Source organism: Sorangium sp. So ce204, assembly GCF_051526795.1.
GTDB classification, from domain to species: domain Bacteria; phylum Myxococcota_A; class Polyangia; order Polyangiales; family Polyangiaceae; genus Sorangium; species Sorangium cellulosum_B.
On sequence record NZ_CP150317.1, the window covers coordinates 7,567,673 to 7,589,164 of the forward strand.

At 71.9% G+C, this 21,492-nt stretch carries 12 protein-coding genes; 2 read left to right on the forward strand and 10 right to left on the reverse strand.

Annotation, left to right across the window (positions count from 1 at the left end; all coding sequences use genetic code 11):
• Positions 1 to 226 precede the first annotated feature (226 nt).
• From WMF22_RS28205 to WMF22_RS28250, 10 genes are all read right to left on the reverse strand, one after another.
• Entirely contained in the window at positions 227 to 2,695 is a 2,469-nt protein-coding gene (locus tag WMF22_RS28205; protein WP_438031780.1) for a SpoIIE family protein phosphatase, read from the reverse strand.
• 20 nt (positions 2,696 to 2,715) lie between these two features.
• Positions 2,716 to 3,093 carry a hypothetical protein gene (locus WMF22_RS28210; protein WP_437293104.1) on the reverse strand — a complete coding sequence of 126 codons (378 nt, stop codon included), beginning with the start codon at positions 3,091 to 3,093 and terminating at the stop codon, positions 2,716 to 2,718.
• Positions 3,074 to 3,487 carry a hypothetical protein gene (locus tag WMF22_RS28215; protein ID WP_437293105.1) on the reverse strand — a complete coding sequence of 138 codons (414 nt, stop codon included), beginning with the start codon at positions 3,485 to 3,487 and terminating at the stop codon, positions 3,074 to 3,076. Before WMF22_RS28215 ends, WMF22_RS28210 begins: the two co-directional genes overlap by 20 nt.
• Before the next feature lie 288 nt (positions 3,488 to 3,775).
• Positions 3,776 to 6,265 carry a SpoIIE family protein phosphatase gene (locus WMF22_RS28220; RefSeq protein WP_438031781.1) on the reverse strand — a complete coding sequence of 830 codons (2,490 nt, stop codon included), beginning with the start codon at positions 6,263 to 6,265 and terminating at the stop codon, positions 3,776 to 3,778.
• 17 nt (positions 6,266 to 6,282) lie between these two features.
• Positions 6,283 to 6,660, reverse strand: coding sequence for a hypothetical protein (locus tag WMF22_RS28225; RefSeq protein ID WP_438031782.1), 378 nt, complete (start codon positions 6,658 to 6,660; stop codon positions 6,283 to 6,285).
• Positions 6,641 to 7,096 carry a hypothetical protein gene (locus WMF22_RS28230; protein WP_437766227.1) on the reverse strand — a complete coding sequence of 152 codons (456 nt, stop codon included), beginning with the start codon at positions 7,094 to 7,096 and terminating at the stop codon, positions 6,641 to 6,643. The genes WMF22_RS28225 and WMF22_RS28230 overlap by 20 nt, the downstream gene beginning before the upstream one ends.
• Positions 7,097 to 7,273: 177 nt before the next feature.
• A complete protein-coding gene (locus WMF22_RS28235) occupies positions 7,274 to 9,757 on the reverse strand; it encodes a SpoIIE family protein phosphatase (RefSeq protein ID WP_437293109.1) in 2,484 nt (827 codons plus the stop codon).
• A 20-nt stretch (positions 9,758 to 9,777) separates the two neighbouring features.
• Positions 9,778 to 10,155, reverse strand: coding sequence for a hypothetical protein (locus tag WMF22_RS28240; RefSeq protein WP_437293110.1), 378 nt, complete (start codon positions 10,153 to 10,155; stop codon positions 9,778 to 9,780).
• Complete coding sequence (locus tag WMF22_RS28245; protein ID WP_438031783.1) at positions 10,136 to 10,669, reverse strand: hypothetical protein; 534 nt, start codon at positions 10,667 to 10,669, stop codon at positions 10,136 to 10,138. Before WMF22_RS28245 ends, WMF22_RS28240 begins: the two co-directional genes overlap by 20 nt.
• 162 nt (positions 10,670 to 10,831) lie before the next feature.
• A complete protein-coding gene (locus WMF22_RS28250) occupies positions 10,832 to 15,415 on the reverse strand; it encodes an nSTAND1 domain-containing NTPase (RefSeq protein WP_438031784.1) in 4,584 nt (1,527 codons plus the stop codon).
• 126 nt (positions 15,416 to 15,541) lie between these two features.
• Here WMF22_RS28250 and WMF22_RS28255 point away from each other — a divergent pair, with 126 nt between their 5' ends.
• Together WMF22_RS28255 and WMF22_RS28260 are read left to right on the forward strand one after the other, a co-directional pair.
• Complete coding sequence (locus tag WMF22_RS28255; RefSeq protein ID WP_438031785.1) at positions 15,542 to 16,123, forward strand: Uma2 family endonuclease; 582 nt, start codon at positions 15,542 to 15,544, stop codon at positions 16,121 to 16,123.
• A gap of 232 nt (positions 16,124 to 16,355) precedes the next feature.
• The gene (locus tag WMF22_RS28260) at positions 16,356 to 21,491 is read left to right on the forward strand and encodes an AAA family ATPase (protein WP_438031786.1); all 5,136 of its coding nucleotides are present in this window, start codon (positions 16,356 to 16,358) and stop codon (positions 21,489 to 21,491) included.
• Position 21,492: the final 1 nt, after the last annotated feature.

Genomic DNA, 21,492 nt, shown 5'->3' on the forward strand with positions numbered 1-21,492 from the left:
CGGCCACCCACCCAGGTTGGGTCATCCGCGCCTCCCCACCCGGGTTGGGTCATCCGCGGCCACCCACCCGGGTTGGGCCATCCGCGCCTCCCCACCCGGGTTGGGTCATCCGCGGCCACCCACCCAGGTTGGGCCATCCGGGCTGCCCACCCAGGTTGGGCCGTCCGGGTTGGGCCGTCCGGGCTGCCCACCCAGGTTGGGTCGCGACGGTAACCAGCCTCGGGCGCTACGCCGGCGCGCGGTACCGCGCCACGACGACCGTGATGTCGTCGTCCGGGCTCGGGCACCACCCCTCGACCTCCCTCAGGATCCTGTCGCGGATCGCCTCGACCGGCGCGGTCTGCGCGGCCTCGATGGCGGTGCAGAGCCGCTCCAGCCCGAACTGCTCGCGGTGCGCGTTGCGCGCCTCCGTCACCCCGTCGCTGTAGAGCACGAGCACGTCCCCGTCCTCCAGGACGAACTGGGCGTCCCGTGTCACCTCGTCGATGACGGGCAACACGCCGATCCAGACGCCCGAGCTCGGGATGCACACGCACCGCCGCGTGCGCGCCGAGCACACGATGATGTCGTCGTGCGCCCCGGCGAACGTCACCCGCCCGCCCCGCTCGTACCGGAGCAGCAGCAGCGTCGCGTGCTCGTCCCGCTTCAGGCGGCCGCGCACGTTCTTGTAGAGCGCCTTGTTGAGCGCCGCGAGCAGCTCGCTCGGGCTCGCGCCCGGGTCCCTGCTCGTCAGCGCCGACACCATGCTCTGGATCATCAGCATCACGAGCCCCGCAGCGAGCCCGTGCCCCGCAACGTCGCCGATCCCGAGCCACCCCCCCTCGGGCGTCGCGATGACGTCGTAGTAGTCGCCGCCCACCTCGGCCGCCGGCGTCATGGCCGCCGAGAGCTCCAGCCCCTCGATGTGCAGCTGCTCCGGCACCAGCGTCGTCTGGAGGCGCGCCGCGAGCGCCGTCTCCTGCCGCTCGCTCTCCTGCTCCAGCCGCTCGCGCAGCTCCACCTGACGCACCATCTCCCGGTGCAGCGCCACCGTCTTCACCGCGGAGCCGATCTGGAGCCGCAGCGCGTCGTAGACCATCTCGTTCATGCCGCTGTTCAGCGCCATCACCCCGAAATACTCGGTCTCACCGAACGTGAGCGGCATCACGACGACGCTCGTGCGCTCGCTCGGGCTCAGGAACCCGGGAGGGGCCAGGGTGCGCGACGGGAAGCCCTCGGTCGGCGGCGTCACCGCGTGGCCGTCCTCCATCAGGAACAGCGTCTTCATGGTGGCTCGCTGGGCGTCGTCGTAGAGCGAGACCGCGGCGCGCGTGAAGTGCAGCCTGGGCATCTCCGAGGCCAGCATGCGCTGGAAGAGGGGCAAGCTCAGGCACGTCGAGAACCACCGCCCGCTCCAGCTCAGGTCGATCGAGGCGACCTCGACGTCGAGGCGCTGCCGCCCCTCCACGCGCACGGACGCGCTCCCGATGAGGACGCGGCACGCATGCCACAGCTGCTCCAGGGCCTCGTTCACGGCGGCGTCGCCCCCCTCCTCGACCGGCCGCCGGAGCCGCGCGCGCAGGAGCGTCACCACGCCCTGGAACAGATCGAGGAACACCCCCTCGCGCCCGGCCGTGTCGAGGACGCGCTCCAGCACGTGCAGGAAGCACCCGTCGTGTCCGTCGAGCTCCTCCTCCAGCGCCGACAGGAGCCCGCCGGCCCAGCCGTCGAGCGACGCGGTCGGGATCCCCACGGCCTGCTCGAGCGCGCGCTCCAGCTCGTCGCGCCGGCCGCCGAGCGACATCGCCCCGACGCGCGGCGGGTTCGTGAGCGGCCGCATCGCGATCGCCTGGTACGCGCAGCCGCAGGATTCGCGCCGCGTCAGCTCGATCTGCTGCATGTTCCGATCGGGGACGGGCTCGCCGTCGAGCATGCGCACGACCGTCTCGAGCGCGATCTCCCCGAGCCGCTTGATCGGCTGGCGAACCGTCGTCAAGGACGGCTTCGCGTAGCGCGCCACGCCCACGTCGTCGAAGCCACACACAAGGATGTCCCTCGGCACGTCGAGGCCCCGCGCCTTCAGGAGCTCGATCGCGCCGAGGGCCATGTTGTCGTTCGCCGCGACGACGGCGTCGATCTCGACCCCGCGGTCCAGGATCTCGGCCATCGCGGTGCGGCCCGTCTCGATCGTGAACTGGGCGCTCGCGACCAGGCGCTCGTCGTACGGGATCGCGCGCGCGGCGAGCGCCTTGCGGAACGCGTCGGCGCGGATCCTCGCCTCCCCGTTGTTGACCGGCCCGCCGATGTACGCGACGCGCCGGCACGCGTGATCGTCGAGCAGGTGGCCGGACGCCATCTCGATCCCGAGGCCGTTGTCCACGACGATGCTCGGGATGCCCTCCAGCGGGATCCCGATGCTGCACAGGGGCATCGGCGCGTAGTCCAGGCAGAAGCGCTGCACCCCCTCGGCGCCGACGAAATTGCACAGCGTCGCCGACGCGACAACGATGCCGTCGACCGCCTCCGCGCTGACGAGGCGGTAGATGCTGTTCTGGGCGGCCTCGGAGGGGCCGTGGGCGGAGAGCGTCTCCCCGACGGCGATCACGAGGTTGACGTCGTGCGCCTCGGCGGCGCGCTCGACCCCGATCCGCAGCGCGGATTGGTACTCGCCGCGCACATAGTCCATCACGAGGGCGATCGTCCGGCGCTTCTTCATCTTGTCCTGCGGCTCTCCGGTCAGGTGTCCTCGATCGAGACCAGCTCCGGAGACATGCGCTCGAGCGCCGCCAGGCTCCGTCTTTGCCATCCTAGCCGCGCGTCCGTGCGGAACTGCACCTTGCACTTCAGCCCCTGGCCCGCGAGCCCGCAGATGAAGCTGATGAACGCCTTCAGGCAGCTCGAGTTGAGAAAGTAAAGAGCCCTTATATCGAACTGCACCGCGCTGATGGAGAGGCGCATGACCTCTCCCTGGAGGGCCTTGAGGCAAAGGCCGAGCGGCGCCGCCGCCGCCATGTCGCCCGTGCCGGTGAGCTTGACGCCGAGGGTGTCGTCCCTCAGGGTCGGCTCGATCCCGAAGCTGTCCGTGACGACAGGCTCAACCCGTAAACCGCTCATCTCCCCTCCATCCCGCAACCGGCGCCTGCGCGATGATCGTCAGCCTGCTCCCCTCGATCGTGCAGTCCACGTCGAGCCCGCCCTCCGCGCGCACCCGCGCGAGGCCGAGCCCCGATACCCCTTCTACCATCGCCGTCTCACGGATGAGCTCGTCATAGTGCCTCACAGGATCGCTCGCCGACCTCAGCGCGGAGAGCCGCCGCTCCACCTCGCGCAGCCGCTCCGGCGACGCCTCGTTCCGCGCGCGGATCACGAGCACCCGCGCGCCCTCGCCCCCCTCCAGCGCGAGCTCGAGGCTGACCTCCGGGCCGGACGAGTACTTGATGAGGTTCTCGACGAGCTCGTGCGCGGCCATGTAGAACCGCGAGCTCTCACTCTCATCGTCCAGCACCATCCCACAGAAGCTGGACACCAGCCGTAACACCGCGCTAGCCATCCGTTCACTCGGGAAAAACGTGATGCACAAGAACGGTGAAGCGTCCTGGCTCAGTCCGGAAGCTAACACGGTTCACGCAGCGTACGTAATTCTTGCACCGGATCCAATCCCCCTTGATCGGCCGTGTGCCCATGTAGGCGAGCGAACGATCGCGAGCGCCCCGGCGCGCCGTTCCCGTTCACGGTGTCCCTCTCGACCACGGCGCTCGCCGCTTCGCCGGCGCGCCGCCGCGCCTCGACCGATGCATCAGGGCTGCCGGGGGGCGCGGTACCTCGCCACGACGACCGTGATGTCGTCGTCGGGGCTCGGGCACCACCCCTCGACCTCCTTCAGGATCCTGTCACGAATGACCACGACGGATTCGGTCTGCACGGCCTCGATGGTGGTGCAGAGCCGCTCGAGGCCGAACTGCTCATGGTGGGCGTCGCGCGCCTCGGTCACTCCATCGCTGTAGAGCACGAGGACGTCGCCGTCCTCCAGGACGAACTCGGCGTCTCGCGTCAATTCGTTGATGGATGGCAGCGTGCCGATCCAGACGCCCGAGCTCGGGATGCACACGCAGCGGCGGGTCTTGGCGCGGCACACGAGGATGTCGTCGTGCGCCCCGGCGAACGTCACCCGCCCGCTCCGCTCGTACCGGAGCAGGAGCAGCGTCGCGTGCTCGTCCCGCTTCAGGCGGCCGCGGACGTTCTCGTACAGCGCCGCGTTGATGGCCGAGATCACCCTGGCGGGGCTCGCCCTCGGGTCCCTGCGCGTCAGCGCCGAGACCATGCTCTGGATCATCAGCATCACGAGCCCCGCCGCGAGCCCGTGCCCCGCCACGTCGCCGATCCCGAGCCAGCCGCCGTCGGCGGTCGCGAGCACGTCGTAGTAGTCGCCGCCCACCTCGGCGGCCGGCTTCATGACGGCGCAGAGCGAGAGCCCCGCGACCGACAGCCGCTCCGGGACCAGCGTCGTCTGGATGCGCGCCGCGACGACGCTCTCCTGGCGGACCCTCTCCTGCTCCAGCCGCTCGCGCGCCTCCACCTGGCGGACCATCTCCCGGTGCAGCGCCGCGGCCTTGGTCGCGGAGCCGATCTGGAGGCGGAGCGCGTCGTAGATCAGCTCGTGCGCGCCGCTGCTGAACACGGCGACACCGAACTTCTCCTCGTCGCCGAACGCGACCGGAAGCGCGATCATGGTCGTGCGCTCCCGGCCTCCAAGGAACCCGTCGGGCGCGAGGCGCCGCGCCGGGAAGCTCGCCGCCGGCGGGTCCACCTCGCGGCCGTCCCCCATCAGGAAGAGCGACCGCATGACACCTCGTTGCGCCTCGGGAGCGTCGTCATACAGCGACACAGCGGCCCGCGATATCCCGAGGACCGGCAGCTCCGACGCGAGCACGCGCTTCAGGCCGGGCAGGCTCAGGCACGTCGAGAAGCTCCGCGCGCTCCAGCTGAGGTACGTCGCCGCGAGCTCCACGGTCAGCCGCCGCTCCCCCTCGACGCGCATCGACGCGCTCGAAATGACCATGCGCGATACGTGCCAGAGCCGCTCGAGGGCGTCGTAGAGAGCGACGCCCCCGCCGCCCGACGGCGGCCGGCCGAGCCGCTCCCGGAGCACGTCGATCACGCCCTGGAAGTGATCGAGGATCGCGCCCGCGCGCCCCGCCGCGTCGAGCAGCGCCTCGAGCGCGTGCCGGAAGCGGTGCTCCCGCCCCGCGAGCTCGTCCTCCAGCGCCGACAGGAGCTCGCCAGGCCAGCCATCGAGCGAGCCCGTCGGGATGGCCACGCTCCTCCTGAGCGCGGTCTCCAGCGACTCCCGCCGCGCCGCGATCAGGGACGCCCCGTCGCGCGGCGTCGAGGCCGACGGCGCGAGCGAGGCGCTCGCCTGGACCCGGCAGCCGCACGACTCACGGCAGGTGAGCTCGACGTCGAGGAGCGCCACGTCCTCGACGACCTCGCCGTCGAGCATGCGCATCATCGTGTCCACCGCCTGGGCCCCGAGCCGCTTCATGGGCTGGCGAACGGTGGTGAGCGACGGCTTGGAGAAGCGCGCGATGAAGGCGTCGTCGAAGCCGGACACGAGGATGTCCTGCGGGGCGCGGAGCCCCCGCTCCGCGAGCAGCTCGATCACGCCGAGGGCCATCTTGTCGTTGGCGGCGACCACGGCGTCGACCTCGACCCCGCGGTCCAGGATGTCGCGCACCGCGACGCGGCCGCTGTCGATCGTGAACGCGCCCGCCGCGAAGAGGCGCTCGTCGAGCGGGAGGCCGCGCGCCGCGAGCGCCGCCCAGTAGGCGTCGGCGCGCGCCCTGGCCTCCTCGTTGTTGGACGGTCCGCCGACGTACGCGATGTTCCGGCGCCCGTGGACGTCGATCATGTGCCCGACCGAGAGCTCGATCCCGAGGCCGTTGTTCACGATGAGGCTCGGGATACCGTCGATCGCCATCCCGATGCTGAAGACGGGCAGCGGCGCGTAAGCCCGGAAGAACTCGCGCATCCCCTCGATGCCGATGTGATGGCAGAGGGTCGCCGAGGCGACGATGATGCCGTCGACCGTCTCCGGGCCGATGAGCTGATAGACGCTGTTCTGAGCCGCCCCCCCCTCGCCGGGCAGCGCGAGCGTCTCTCCGAAGGCGATCACGAGATTGACGTCGTGGGCCTCCGCGGCGCGCTCGATGCCGAAGCGCACCTCGGACTGGTAGTCTCCCCCGACATAGTCCATCAGGAAGGCGATCGTCCGGCGCTTCTCGCTCATCTCCCGCGGCTCTCGCGTCAGGTATCGGCGATGGAGACGAGCTCCGGAGACATGCGCTCGATGGCCGTCAGGCTCCGCCGCTGCCAGCCGAGCCTCGCGTCGGTGAGGAACTCCACCTTGCACTTCGGCCCCTGGCTCGCGACGCCGGCGATGAAGCTGATGAACGCCTTCAGGCAGCTCGAGTTCAGGAAGTAAAGGGCCCTCACGTCGAACTCGATGGCGCTCACGCGGAGGCGCGCCGCCTCGGCGTGGAGGTCCTTGAGCAGCAGACCGAGCGGCGCGACCGCCGCCATGTCGCCCGTGCCGGTGAGCTTGACGATGAGGGTGTCGTCCCTCAGGGACGGCTCGATCCCGAAGCTGTCCGTGACGACGGGCTCAACCCTTAAGCTGCTCATCGACCCTCCACCTCCCCACCGGCGCGTGCGCGATGATCGTCAGCTCGTTGCCCTCGATCGTGTAGTCCACGTCGAGCCCGCCCTCCGCGCGCACCCGCGCGAGGCCGAGCCCCGACACCCCTTCTACCATCGCCGTCTCACAGATGAGTTCGTCATAGTGCTTCACAGGATCGCTCGCCGCCTTCAGCTCGAAGAGCCGCCTCTCCACCTCGCGCAGCCGCTCCGGCGACGCCTCGTTCCGCGCGGAGATCTTCATGACGCAGGAGCTCTCGCGCTCCTCCAGCGCGAGCTCGAGGCTGACCTTGGGGCCCGAGGAGTACTTGATGATGTTCTCGGCGAGCTCGTGCGCGGCCATGTAGAACCGCGAGCTCACGTTGGCGTCGTCCAGCACCATGCTGCAGAAGCTGGACACCAGCCGAAGCACGCTGTTGGCCATACGCTCGCTCGGATGGAACGAGATGCATAGAAACAGTGACCCGTTCGGACTCGGTTCGGACACTGACACGATTGGCGCAGCGTACGTGGTTCTCAACCCGGATCCAATCCCTTCTGCTGACACCGACGATAGCGCTCATGTAGGAAAGCGGGCGGCCTCGGGCCACAGTTGCCACAGTTACAGTGTTCGAGGCGCGCTGTACCTCGCCACGACCACCGTGATGTCGTCATCGGGGCTCGGGCACCAGCCCTCGACCTCGCCGAGGATCCGGTCCCGGATCGCCTCGGCGGGCGCGCTCTGGGAGGACTCGATGGTGGAGCACAGCCGCTCGAGGCCGAACTGCTCGTGGTGCGCGTTGCGCGCCTCCGTCACGCCGTCGCTGTAGAGCACGAGCACGTCCCCGTCCTCCAGGACGAACTCGGCGTCTCGCGTCATCGCGTCAATGGCGGGCAGCGCGCCGATCCAGACGCCCGAGCTCGGGATGCACACGCAGCGGCGGGTGCGCGCGCGGCACACGATGATGTCGTCGTGCGCCCCCGCGAACGTCACCCGCCCGCTCCGCTCGTACCGCAAGAGGAGCAGCGTCGCGTGCTCGTCCCGCTTCAGCCGACTGCGGACGTTCTCGTACACCGCCCCGTTCACCGCAGAGAGGATGTCCCCGGGGCTGGCGCGCGGGTCGTTGCGCGTCAGGGCCGAGATCATGCTCTGGATCATCAGCATCACGAGCCCCGCAGCGAGCCCGTGCCCCGCGACGTCGCCGATCCCGAGCCAACCGCCCTCGTCCGTCGCGAGCACGTCGTAGTAATCGCCGCCGACCTCCGCGGCCGGCTTCATGACGGCGGAGAGCTCGAGGCCCTCGACCGAGAGCTGCGCCGGCACCAGCGTCGTCTGGATGCGCGCCGCGACGACGCTCTCCTGGCGGACCTTCTCCTGCTCCAGCCGCTCGCGCAGCTCCACCTGCCGCACGACCTCCCAGTGCAGCGCCGCGGCCTTGACCGCCGAGCCGATCTGGAGGCGCAGGGCGTCATAGACCATCTCGTTCGCGCCGCTGTTGAGCACCGCGACACCGAACTTCTCCTCGTCGCCGAACGCGACGGGGAGCGCGATCATGCTCGTGCGCTCCCGGCCTCCCAGGAACCCTTCGGGCGCGAGGCGGCGCGCCGGGAAGCTCTCCGCCGGCGGCTCCAGCTCGCGGCCGTCCTCCATCAGGAAGAGCGCCTTCATGGTGGTGCGCTGCGGGTCGTGCGCGGTGTCATAGAGCGACACCGCGACCCGCGAGAACTGCATCCGCGGCAGCTCCGACGCCATCATGCGCCGCAGGATGGGCAGGCTCAGGCAGGTCGAGAAGCTCCGCGCGCTCCAGCTCAGGTAGAGCGACGCGAGCTCCACGTTGAGCCGCTGCTGCCCCTCGGCGCGCACGGACGCGCTCCCGATGACGATCCGCGAGGCGTGCCAGATCCGCTCGAGCGCCTCGTCGAGGACCGCGTCCCGGAGGGCCCCGTTACCCCGGCGGAACTGCTCGCGGAGCAGCGTGATCATGCCCTGGAAGTGCTCGAGGATCGCGCCCTCGCGCCCCGCCGCGTCGAGGAGCGACTCGACAGCGCGCAGGAAGCGGCCCTCGGTCCCCGCGAGCTCCTCCTCCAGCGCCGACAGGAGCAGGCGGGCCCAGCCGTCGAGCGACCCGGCGGGGATCGCGACGCTCTTCTCGAGCAGGCGCTCCAGATTGTCCCGCTGGCCAGCGGACGGGAGCGGCGCGCTCCACGCCTTGCTCGGGGGCGCGCCCGCGGGCTCCACCTGGTACCCGCAGCCGCAGGACTCGCGCAGCGTGAGCTCGACCGGGAACAGGTTGTACTCGGGGACCGGCTCGCCCTCGATCATGCGCACGATCATGTCCACGGCGCGCGCGCCGATGCGCTTGATGGGCTGGCGGATGGTGGACAGCGACGGCTTCGCGAAGCGCGCGATGACGGCGTCGTCGAAGCCGCACACGGGGAGGTCCTTCGGGACGCTCAGGCCGTGCGCCTTGAGCTCCTCGATGGCCCCGAGCGCCATGTTGTCGTTGGCGGCGACAACGGCGTCGAACGCGGCCCCGCGCCCGATGATCTCCCGCATCGCGGCGCGCCCCGTGTCGATCGTGAAGCCGCCGAACGCGACGAGGCGCTCGTCGGCGCGGAGCGAGCGGTCCGCGAGCGCCCTCCGGTAGGCGTCGGCGCGGACCTCCGCCTCCTCGTTGCTCGGCGGCCCGCCGATGTACGCGACGCGCTGGCACCCGTGGCCGTCGACGAGGTGTCCGACCGAGAGATCGAGCCCGAGGCCGTTGTCGACCAGGAGGCTCGGGATGCCGTCGATCGCCATCCCGAGGCTGCAGATCGGCAGCGGCGCGTAGGACCGGCAGAACCGCTTCATCCCCTCGGTGCCGACGTGGTGGCAGAGCGTCGTCGAGGCGACGATGATGCCGTCGACCGTCTCCGCGCCGATGAGGTGATACATGCTGTTCTGGGCCGTGCTGGCCGCCCCGGGCAGCGCGAGCGTCTCGCCGAAGGCGATGATGAGATTGACGTCGTGCGCCTCGGCGGCGCGCTCGACCCCGAAGCGCACCTCGGACTGGTACTCGCCTCGTACGTAGTCCATGAGGAGGGCGATCGTCCGGCGCTTCTTCATCGTGCCCTGCAGTCCTCGCCTCAGGCGTCCGCGATGGAGACCAGCTCGGGGGACATGCGCTCGAGCGCCGTCAGGCTCCGCCGCTGCCACCCCAGCCTCGCGTCCGTGAGGAACTGCACCTTGCACTTCAGCCCCAGGCCCGCGAGCCCGCAGATGAAGCCGATGAACGCCTTCAGGCAGCTCGAGTTCAAAAAGTAAAGAGACCTTACGTCGAACTCCACGGCGCTCACGGAGAGGCGCACCACCTCCGCCTGGAGGGCCTTGCAGTAGGAGCCGAGCGGCGCGGCCGCCGCCATGTCGCCCGTGCCGGTGAGCTTGACGCTGAGGGTGTCCTCCCTCAGGGTCGGCTCGATCCCGAAGCTGTCCGTGACGACGGACTCAACCCTCAAGCTGCTCATCTCCCCTCCATCTCCCAACCGGCGCGTGCGCGATGATCGTCAGCTCGTTCCCCTCGATCTTGTAGTCCACGTCGAGCCCGCCCTCCGCGCGCACCCGCGCGAGGCCGAGCCCCGACACCCCGTCTACCATCGCCGTCTCATGGATAAGCTCGTCGTAGTGCTTCACCGGATCGCTCGTCGTCTTCAGCTCGAGCAGCCGCCTCTCCACCTCGCGCAGGCGATCGGCAGAGGCCTCGTTCCGCGCGCGGATCTTCAGGATACAGGAGCTCTCGGCCTCCTCCAGCGCGAGCTCCAGGCTGACCTTGGGGCCCGTCGAATACTTGGTGATGTTCTCGGCGAGCTCGTGCGCGGCCATGTAGAACCGCGAGCTCACGTTCGCGTCGTCCAGGATCATCCCGCAGAAACTGGACACGAGCCGCAGCACCGCGGTCGCCAGGCGGTCGCTCGGGAAGAACGTGATGCACAGGAAAAGTGATGCATTCAGGTTCGGTTCGGACGCGGGCACGATTGCCACAGCCTACGTCGTTCCCGCAGCGGAGCCAACGCCTTCTGCTCTCGCGCGAGCGCGGTCGCGAGCGCGCGGGTGAGGGCAGGCCCTACAATACGGCGCGACGGCGGGCTTTGGCTTTGGCTTTGGCTTTGACTTTGGCTTTGACCTGCCGCGTCGACCGCGGCCTCATAGCCGCGGGACGAGCCGCTTGCCCTGGGCCCTCAGGTTCGACACCGCCTCTCCCACGCGCTGGGCGAGCGGCAGCCCCCGGGGCACCACGAGGCCGGTCGCCCCGCCCACGCGGCCGAAGGACCATGAGAGCACCGAGCCGTCGGCGTCCCACGGCGCGAGCCGCTCGCGGCCTTCGGACGGCATGGCGCCGACGATCTCGTGCCGCTCCAGGTCGAGCGCCGCGATCCGGTCCGCCGACGAGAGCAGCAACGTCTTGCCGTCGGGCGCGGCGGCGATGTCCTCCCACTCCGCCCCGCTCACGCCCTCGAGCACCCGCTCCGTGAGGCCGGCGCGGCGGATCACGACGACGCCCGTCGCGTCCGCGAAGGCCGCGTCCCCCGGCAGGGGGCCGTCCGCGATCGCGGTCGCGCGCGGCGTGGCATACCCGAGGACCCGCACCTCGCCCCGCGCCTCGTCGATGCGCGCCAGCGCGCCCGAGCTGAACGAAAGCCACAGCCCGGGGCCGACGTCGCCGCGCGCGGCGCTCGGGCGCGCCTCGTAGACATAGCCGTCGGTCACCGCGATCGTGCGGGACGACAGGTCGCGGAGCGACGTCGCGACGACGTTTCCGTCGAGCTCCTGCGTGAACAGCGTCCGGCAGGCGGCGTCGACGCCGAGCACGAGCGCCGGCGCCCTCGGCACCACCTCCACCGTCGCGCCGGTCGTCGCGTCGAACAGCGTCCACACCCCCTCGTCCCGCCGGTACGCCATGAGCCGGCCGTCGTCGCAGGCGCGCAAGAGGTGGCCCCGCCGCGCGGCCGTGCGGCGCCGCGAGCCCTCGTCGTACAGGCGCACCTCGCCGCCGAGCTCGAAGGCGACGACGCCCCCGCGCCGCAGCGCGGCCGCGGCCGAGGCGGCCGCGCCGCGCACCTCGGGGCTCCCCTCCGGGTCGAGCCCCTCGAAGCCGAGGAGGCGCTCCGCGGCGGGCGCGCCCGGGCTGAACAGGACGAGATCGCGCGTGAGCACGCGCCGGTCCGGCAGCCGCCACCCGCCGAGGAGCGCGTGCGGGCCGACGTCGCGCTCGGCGATGTCGGCCACCTCGCCGCGCGCGCGCAGCGGCCGCGGCGCGCCCTTGCCCGGGGTCGCCTCGCACGGCGAGCCCTCGGGCGGCGGATCGCCCGCGGCGCGGCCGCCCTTCCGGAGGTAGTGCCAGACGCTGCCGCCGCCGCCGCACACGCCCAGATCGAGCCCGCCCGCGTCCCAGCGCGCCGACGCGGGCGCCGGATCCGTGTCGAGCTCGAAGAGCGGCGCCTCGGGCCGGTCGAGGGCGTAGATCGACGTCCTGCTCTGCTGCACGAGCGCGATCACGGGATCGCGCGGGCTGAAGCGGCCGAGCACGGCGGGCGCGCCCAGGGTGATCTCGGCGCCCGCGCCGCCGCCCGACCCCCAGAGCAGCGCCCTGCGCCCGAGCACCGCCGCCACGCGCGCGCCGTCGGGCGAGACGCCGAGCACGTTGCCGCGGAACGGGTGCCGATCGACCGCCTCGGCGCCGCCGCCGCGCCGCATGTCCCAGCGCGCGATCCCGCCGTCGGTCGAGCAAGCGAGGACGGGCGCCGCCTCGGCCGCGTGGACGGCGCTGCTGCAGCGCACCGGCGCGACAGCGGCCAGCGCGACGGTGCCGCCCTCCCGCAGCCGGAAGACGCGGACCTCGCCGGTGACCGAGCGCGTCGCGAGCGCCGTGTCGAACGCGAACGGCACGCGCTCCACGTGCGGGGCGTCGTGCGGCCGCAGCGCGAGGACGCGCGGCGATTTGGCGCGCTCGATGCTCTCCGGGTCGGCGTCGAGCGCCACGTCGTCGATGACCTCCGGGTCGGGCGGGCGCAGGTCGGCGACGAGCAGCGAGCCCCCGGGGCCGCCGGCGATGACCCACCGATCGTCCCACGGCAGCGCCGGCCCCACCACGCCGTCGACGGTCAGGAAGCGCGCGCGCGGCAGGCCCACCGCGGCCGACGCGAGATCGAGCGGCAGCGCCGCGTCGTCCGCGCGCCGCGCGAGGGCCGCGGCGATCCACGCGGCGCGGTGGTACGGGTCCTCCGTGCGGCGCGCCTTGCCGATGAGCTCGGCGAGCTCGGCGCGCTCCTCGGCCTCGCGCGCCTTGGCCTCGGCCTGCGCCTGGCGCGCCGCGACCCACCGCTCGGCCACGAACCCCGAGGCGACGGTGAGCCCGAGCGCCAGGGCCGCGCCGATGTTCTTGGCGCGCTGGGCGCGGGCGCGCCGGAGGCTCTCCCGCACGAGCGCCTGCTCGCGCCGCGGCAGCCGCGAAGCGAGGGCCGCGCTCTTCTGCACCTGCTCGAGCAGGTCGCGGCGCAGGAGGAGATCGGGGCTCTCGCCGGAGCGATCCCACACGTCGGCGGCCTCGCGGAGCCGCTCGAGCAGGATGAGCCGCTCCATGTGCAGCGCGCGGGTGGCGGCGGCGTGCGGCCAGCTCGAGACGAGCGACTCGTGGGCGAGCTCCACGGACCTGTCGCGGCGGACGAGGAGGCGCGCGCGCTCGAGGGCGCCGAGGACGCGGTCGACATCGTCGGGCGGCGCGGCGACGGCCTCGGCGAGCTCCGCCTCGAGCCAGCGGACGCGCGACCCGTCCATCGCGCCGAGCCGGAGCAGCGCCTCGTCGGCGATCGCGCGGTCCTCCGGGGCGAGGGCGGCGAGGGCGGCGTCGGCGTGCCGCGCGAGGGCGCCGCGCACGCCGCCGAGCTCCTGCCAGGCCTCGCCGCTCAGCGCGCCGCGAAGGGCGCGCGCGCGCTCCCACCACTCGGCGAGGGCGAGCGCGATGAACGAGAGCGCCGCGCCGCCGCGCCGGAGCTCGCGCTGCGCCTCGGCCGCGACCTGGGCGAGCCCGCGCACCTCGGCGCCGGCGAGCTTCGCCGGGCCCGCGACGAGGTCCTTCACGGCGGCGGCGGCGGGCAGCCCCACGTAGCGCAGCGCGGCCCGGAGGCCCTCGCCGGCCGGGGTGGCGAGGAGGGCCGCGGTGCGGTCGTCGGCCTCGTCGAGCACACCGATGAGCCGGAGGCCTCGCCGCGGCTCGCCGGTCGCGAGCGCGCCCACGAGGGCGGCGAGGCGCCCGTCGCCGAGGGGCGCGATGGGGTCGACGATCAGCGCGACGCCGACGGCGGACGCCATGCAGAACCTGGTGAGGGCGTCGAGGTCCGCGGCCTCGAGCTCCGGCGAGACGGCGGCGAGCGCGCGGGCGAGGGCGCCGTCGGGGTCGTCGCCCGGGGTGAGGCGCGCCTCGATCCAGTCGTCCTTCTGGTCGACGTGGCGGCGCGCGAGGTGGGGCACGAGCCCCGCGGAGGCGAGCGAGCTCTTGCCCGATCCGCGCGGCCCCTGGAGCACGACGCACGGCTCGAACTCGAGCTCGCGCCCGAGGCGCGCGGTGTCGTCGTCGCGCCCGAACAGGAGCCCCTCGTCGGTGGACGAGAGCGCCGCGAGGCCCCTGTAGGGCCGATCGGGGACGCCGTGGGGCCGCTCCCAGGCCTCGTCGATCAGCTGCGTCAGCTTCCCTGGCGCGACGCGCCGGTGCGCTGGATCGACGGACAGGAGCCGCTGGAGGAGCGCGACGAGGCCGCGCGGCAGCCGCGCGGGGTCGCGCTCGAGGTCGCGCATGGTGCCGCGCAGGGTCGCGGCGCGGAGCTCGGTCCACCAGGCGGAGACGCTCGCGGGGTCGGAGCAGTCGTCCGGCTCGTCGGGCACGGCGTGCGGGAGGCGCCCGGTGGCGAGCTGCGCGATGCAGACGGCGAGGGCATAGGCGTCGGTGGCGGCGGTGGGCTCGGCCATCTCGAGCACCTCCGGCGCCATGAAGCCCGGCGTTCCGATGACGTTGCGCGCGGCGGCGGGGCTGTCCGCGCCGACGAAGGCGCGGCGCGTGGAGGCGTAGACGTCGCGCTCGGCGAGGAAGGCCGCCGTGCCGAGGTCGCCGCCGCCGCTGTCATGACCGCCGCCGACGGCGACGGCGGGGGCGCGGGAGACGGGGGCGCCCGCGCGCCGCGAGATGCCGAAGTCGAGGACCTTGAGCGCGCCGTCCTGGGTGAGGAACAGGTTGGCGGGCTTGAGGTCGAGGTGGACGACGCCGCGCGCGTGGATGACGTCGAGCGCGCCGGCGACGTCGCGGGCCCAGGCGACGACGCGGCGCCAGGGGATGCGGCGGCGGAAGCGGATCAGGTCGGCGAGGTTGCGGCCCTCAAGGAGCTCCATCGAGACGAACGGGGTCCTCGGCGCGCCGTGCAGGATGCCGGCGGCGTAGATGGTGACGAGCGACGGGTGGCGGAACGAGGCGAGGAGCTTGGCCTCGTCGGCCCAGTCGGCGGCGTCGGCGAAGTCCGAGACGAGCAGCTTGAGGGCGACCTCGCGGAACGGCGCGCCGTCGGGCAGGAGCTCCTCGGCGCGCCACACGTCGCCGAAGCCGCCGCGGCCGAGACGGACGCGGAGCCGGTAGCGGCGGTCGAGCACGTCGCCGGGGGCGTGCGCGAGCCCGCCCGCGGGCATGGGCACCGGGCCCGGATCGCGGGAGGAGCTCCCCTCGTCGACGAGCGTGCGGTCCATCGCGAGACGACGGTATCACCGGCGCGGCGAGAGGTGGACGGTCGCGCTCACCGCGGTCCCCGGCGCCGCGGCGGTCCGCCCGGCTGCGCGTGGACATCGGAAGCCCGGCGCGCGACACTGCCGCACATGGGAGAAGCGGCGCCGCGAAGGAAGCTCTCGCCGGAAGAGTACCTCGATCTCGAGCGCGCATCGGAGGCGAGGCACGAGTACGCCGGCGGCGAGCTCTTCGCGATGTCCGGCGGCACGTTCGAGCACAGCGCCATCGCCGCGAACATCGGCCGACTGCTCGGCAACGCGCTGGGCGAGCGCGGAAGCGTGGCGCTCAAATCCGACATGCGCATCAAGATCCCCGCCGCGGATCGCTACGTCTACCCGGACGGCTCGGTCGTCTGCGGCCGCCCCGAGTTCGAGGACGAGCGGCGCGACACCCTCCTGAACCCAGTCCTCGTGATCGAGGTGCTCTCCGACTCGAGCGAGGCGTACGATCGCGGCGACAAGTTCGCGCATTACCAGACCGTGGCGTCGATCCGAGAGGTCGTCCTGGCGTCACAGAAGGCGCCTCGCATCGAGGTGTTCGCGCGCCAGGCCGACGGGAGCTGGGTGCTCCGCGTCTACGGCCCCGGCGCTCGGGCTGCGCTGTCGTCGGTGGGGTGCGAGATCGGCGTGGACGACGTGTATCGGGGCGTGCTCGCGGCCACCAACCTCTGAATCCACGGTTTCAGCGACACCGCATCGAGCCGATCCACCAGCGCTGTAGCGGGGAGTCGCCCCGAGGTCGCGAGAAGCGCTGAGCGCCGCCAGGCTGGACTTCCATGCCTTGCCGCGTATTCTGCCGGCGGGCGGGTCTCTGTCCGACGGGGGACGGCGGGAGCTCGAGCTGATGTGTGGGGGGCGTCACGCTCCTTTGGATGGCTGACGCGGAATACGGGGTCTTGCTGCAATGATCGATCTGTCAGGTCATACGCTGTTCGAGAGGGTATACGAAGGCTCCGAGACCGTGCTGTACCGCGGCCGACGGAACGAGGACGGCGCGCCGGTCGCGGTCAAGATGCCTCGGTCCGAGTTCCCGACCGCCAGGGATCTCGCGCGGCTGCGGCGCGAGTTCGCCATCCTTCGGGACGCGGGCGAGGTGGCCGGCGTCGTCAAGGCGCACGCCATCGAGAAGTGCGGCAGAGGCCTCGCGCTCATCATGGAGGACCTCGGCCCCTCCTCGCTGCACGCCGTCCTGAGGGCGCACAGGCTCGACGTGGGCACGGCGCTCCGCACCGCCATCGCGCTCGCCGGCACCCTCGACACGCTCCACGGACTCCGGATCATTCACAAGGACATCAAGCCGCACAACATCCTGATCGACGAGAAGACGCAGAGCCCGCGGCTCGTCGATTTCGGCATCGCGGCGCGCCTCTCGCGGGAGACCCCCGAGACGCTCCCGCCGGACGCGCTCGAGGGCACCTTGTCGTATATCGCCCCTGAGCAGACTGGCCGCATGAACCGGAGCGTGGATCTGCGCGCCGATCTCTACTCGTTCGGCGTCACGCTCTACGAGATGCTGACAGGGGCCCTCCCCTTCCAGGAGGGCGATCCCACCGCGCTCATCCACAGCCACATGGCGCGCATGCCGACGCCGCCGCACGAGCGCGCGCCGGGGGTGCCCCGCGCGCTGTCGGACGTGATCGTGAAGCTCCTGGCCAAGATGCCGGAGGATCGGTACCAGAGCGCCCGCGGGGTCAAGCTCGACCTGGAAGAGTGCCTCCGGCGGTGGGAGGCGACGGGCCGCGCCGATCCGTTCCCGCTGGGCCAGCACGACCGGCCGCTGGATCTGCGCGTTCCCCAGCGGCTCTATGGCCGGGATCACGAGGTGAACGTGCTCCTGTCCGCCTTTCAGCGGGCTCGCCGGGGCGCGGCCGGGCTGGTGCTCATCTCGGGCTACTCCGGCGTCGGCAAGACCACGCTGGTGAACGAGATCCACAAGCCCATCGCCCGTCATGGGGGGTATTTCGCGAGAGGGAAGTTCGATCCGATCAACCGGGATGTCGCGCTCGCGTCGGTGGCGCAGGCCTTCCGCGAGCTCATCCGGCAGGTGCTGACGGAGTCGGCGGCGGCCGTCGAGGAGTGGAGACGCAAGCTGCTCGCCGCGGTCAGCGCGAACGGGCAGCTCCTCATCGAGCTGATCCCGGAGCTCGAGCTGATCCTCGGGCCTCAGCCGGCCGTGCCGGAGCTCGGGCCGACCGAGGCGAGGAACCGCTTCGATCTGCTGGTGCAGCGCTTCCTGCGGGTCTTCGCTGCGCCGACCCACCCGCTGACCCTCTTCCTCGACGATCTGCAGTGGGCCGATCCGGCGTCGCTCAGGATCCTCGACCGCCTCCTCACGGACGTGGAGGGCAACCACCTCCTGATCATCGGCGCCTATCGGGACAACGAGGTGGACGCCGCCCACCCGCTGCACGCGACGCTGGGTGAGCTTCGCAAGTCGGGCGTGGCCATCGCCGAGCTCACGCTCAAGCCCCTCGACATGCCGACGGTCACGCAGATCGTCGCCGACACGCTGAGCGCGCGGCCGCACGCTGTCGCGCCGCTCGCGACGCTGGTCTTCGAGAAGACCGAGGGCAACCCCTTCTTCCTGGGCCAGCTCCTCGGCGTGCTCCACGACGCGGGGGCGCTGTGGTTCGACGCGCCCACGGAAGCCTGGGCATGGGACGAGGCGCGCGTCCGGGAGGCGGTCGCCGCGGACAACGTGGTCGACCTCATGCTCGACAGGCTGCACCGGCTCCCGCCGGCGACGCAGCGCGCGCTGAAGCTCGCCGCGTGCCTGGGCCACACGTTCGATCTCACCACGCTGGCGGCCGTCCACGAGAAATCGCCCGCCGCGACGGCCGCCGACCTGTGGGACGCGCTGCGCGGGGGCCTGATCGTGCCGCGTGACAGCGCTTATCGCTTCTTCGACGAGAGCGCGGACACCGAGCCCTCGGCCCCCCAGGAGATCAAGGTATCGTACCGGTTCCTGCACGACCGGGTGCGCCACGCGGCCTACTCGCTGGTCGAGCCCTCGCGCAGGGAAGCGCTGCACCTTTCGATCGGCCGGCTGCTCTGGGCGCGGGCCGGCGAGACGCCGCCGGACGAGGACCTGATCGAGATCGTCCGCCACCTGAACCTGGGCGCGCGGGGCATCACCGGCGAGGCCGAGCGGCTGGCCCTGGCCCGGCTCAACCAGCGGGCGGGCAGGGCTGCCAAGCTCAGGACAGCCTATCAGGCGGCCGCAGACCACTTCAGCGCGGGGCTCGAGCTCCTCGGGGACGCGCGCTGGGAGCGCCACGAGGAGCTCTGCTTCGCGCTCAGCCGCGAGAACGCGGAGTGCGTGTACCTGAGCGGCGCGCCCGAGCGGGCCGAGGAGCTCTTCACGTCCCTCATGCCCCGGGCGCGGTCGAACGTGGAGCGGGCGCAGATCTACAGCCTTCGCGTGCTGCTCCACGTGACGCTGGGGAACCTCGCGGACGCGGTGCGCCTGGGCGGCGAGGGCACCGGCGCCCTCGGCTTCACGCTGCCGAGCAGCGAGGCGGAGCTAGAGGCGCGCGTCGGGGCCGAGCTTGCAGAGGTGGACGCGAACCTGGCAGGCCGGCGCATAGAAGACCTGATCGACGCGCCGGTGATGGACAACCCGGAGCAAAGGGCGCTCGTCCAGCTCATCAGCGATATGATGGGGCCGGTCTTCTGCCTGAGGCCGGAGCTTTACCCGCTGTTCGTCCTCAAGCAGGTCAACATCTCCCTGCGGTACGGCCACGCCGACGTGTCCGCCCTCGCGTACACCTCGTACGGGTTCCTGCTCGCGGTCTTGCAGGGGCGGCCCGCGGACGGCCATGCGTTCGGCCGCCTCGCCATCACCTTGAGCGACAGGTTCTCGAACGCCGCTCTGGCCGCCAGGGTTAGCTTCATCTTCGCCACGTATTCCCACCTGTTCCACGACGTGCGCGACGGCATTTCTCGCTTCATGCAGGCGCGGCAAGGGCTGCTGGAATCGGGCGACTTCCCCCACCTCAGCAACTTGTGGAACTGCGTGACAAGCAACATGTTCACCGCGGGCTATCCGCTCGAGGAGCTGCGCGAGGAGGTGGAGCGAGGCCTCGTCGTGTTGCGGCGAACCGCGGATGTCAGCGGCACGGCCGTGATGACGCTCATGAGGCAGGCGATCGCGAGCCTGCAGGGGCGGACGCGGGCCCCCGACAGCCTGAGCGACGACCAGTTCGACGAGGGCGAGTTCGTCGCGCGCCTCCGAGAGAGGAACTTGATCACGGGCCTCTTCTTTTACGCGCTGCTCAAGCTGCAGCTCCCCTATCTGTACGGCGATTGCGAGAGGGCCTCGGCGCACGCCGCGGACGCCGAGGCCTACGGCGCCGGCATGCTCGGTTTGTATCAACCGACGAAGCTGCATTTCTACACTTGCATGGCGTTCCTCGGGCTGCCCGCCGCGGCGTCGCCCGAAGAGGCGGAGCGCCGCGCGCAGACCATCACCCGCCACAAGGAGCGGATCGCGGGCCTCGCGGCGAGCGCCCCCATGAACTTCCAGCACCTGCTGCTGCTCGTCCAGGCCGAGGAGGCGCGCGTCGCCGGCGACCAGCTCGAGGCCATGGGCCTTTACGACCGGGCGATCTCCCTGGCCCGGGAGAACGGGTTTCCTCACGACGAGGCGCTCGCGAACGAGCTGTGCGCGAAGCTGCACCTCCACGAGGGCAGGACGAAGGTGGCGCGCGCGTACATGGCGGACGCGTACCTCGGCTACCGGCACTGGGGAGCGACGGCCAAGGCGGACGCGCTCGCGCGCGATCACGCCGCGCTGCTGCCCTCTTCGGGCGACAGCGTGCCGATCTCGTCCATCCCCTCGGCGACGTCGGGCCCGGCGCACGCGGGGACCATCCTCGGCCGGACGACGGTCGGCAACCTGCGGGACGCCGCGCTGATCGTGCGCGCCGTGCAGGGCATCGCCGGCGAGACGGAGCTCGAGCGGGTGATCGAGCGCCTCGTGACGCTCGTGCTCGGGAACTCCGGCGCGCAGCGGGGGGCGCTCGTCCTGGAGCGGGACGGGCGGCTCTTCGTCGAGGCGACCTTCGGGGTCGAGCCCGGGACGCTCGCGCTCGGGCCGAGCGAGCCGCTCGATACGCGCCCCGACCTGCCGCACAAGGTGGCGCTGTTCGTCGCTCGCACCCGCGAGCCGCTGGTCCTCGACGACGCCAGCGCCGACGCCCGGTTCTCCGACGATCCGTGCATCCTCGGGCAGGGCACGCGATCCGTCCTGTGCCTTCCGCTGCTCCACCAGGGCCGCATGAACGGCGTCCTTTATCTGGAGAACAACGCCGCGAGCAGGGCGTTCAACGCGAGCCGCGTCGAGCTGCTCGGCCTGTTGTCGTCCCAGGCCGCGATATCCATTGAAAATGCGCTGCTCCTCTCGGGCATGCGGGAGGTGAAGGAGCAGGTCCAGAACGCCAACCGGCGGCTCGAGGCCGAGGTCGCGCAGCGCACCGAGGAGCTCCAGCGCTCCAACGCCCAGCTCAGCGCGAGCAACGAGCGCCTGAAGATCGAGCTCACGCAGCGCGAGCAGGCGGAGCGGGAGCGGGCCGCGCTGCAGCGGCAGATGTTCGAGGCGCAGCAGACGAGGCTGGCGGAGCTCTCGACGCCGCTCATCCCGATCACCGACCGGATCATGGTGATGCCGCTCATCGGCACCATGGACGCCGCGCGGGCGGCCCAGGTGCTGGAGGTCGCGCTCGACGGCGCCCAGCGCCACCAGGCGCGCGTCGTGATCCTGGACATCACCGGGATGAAGCACATCGATACCCAGATCGCGCAGACGCTCGTGGGGACCGCCAACGCGCTGCGGCTGCTCGGCACGGAGGCCGTGCTCACCGGCACGCGCGCCGAGGTCGCCCAGGCGATGGTGGGCCTGGACATCGAGCTGAAGTCCATCGTCACCATGGGCACCCTTCAGAGCGGTATCGCCTATGCGCTCCGCCGCGCCGGCCAGTCGACCGGGATGAGCGCGCCGCTGCCCTCGGGGCCAGCCCGCGCGCGCCCGCCGGCGAGGTGAG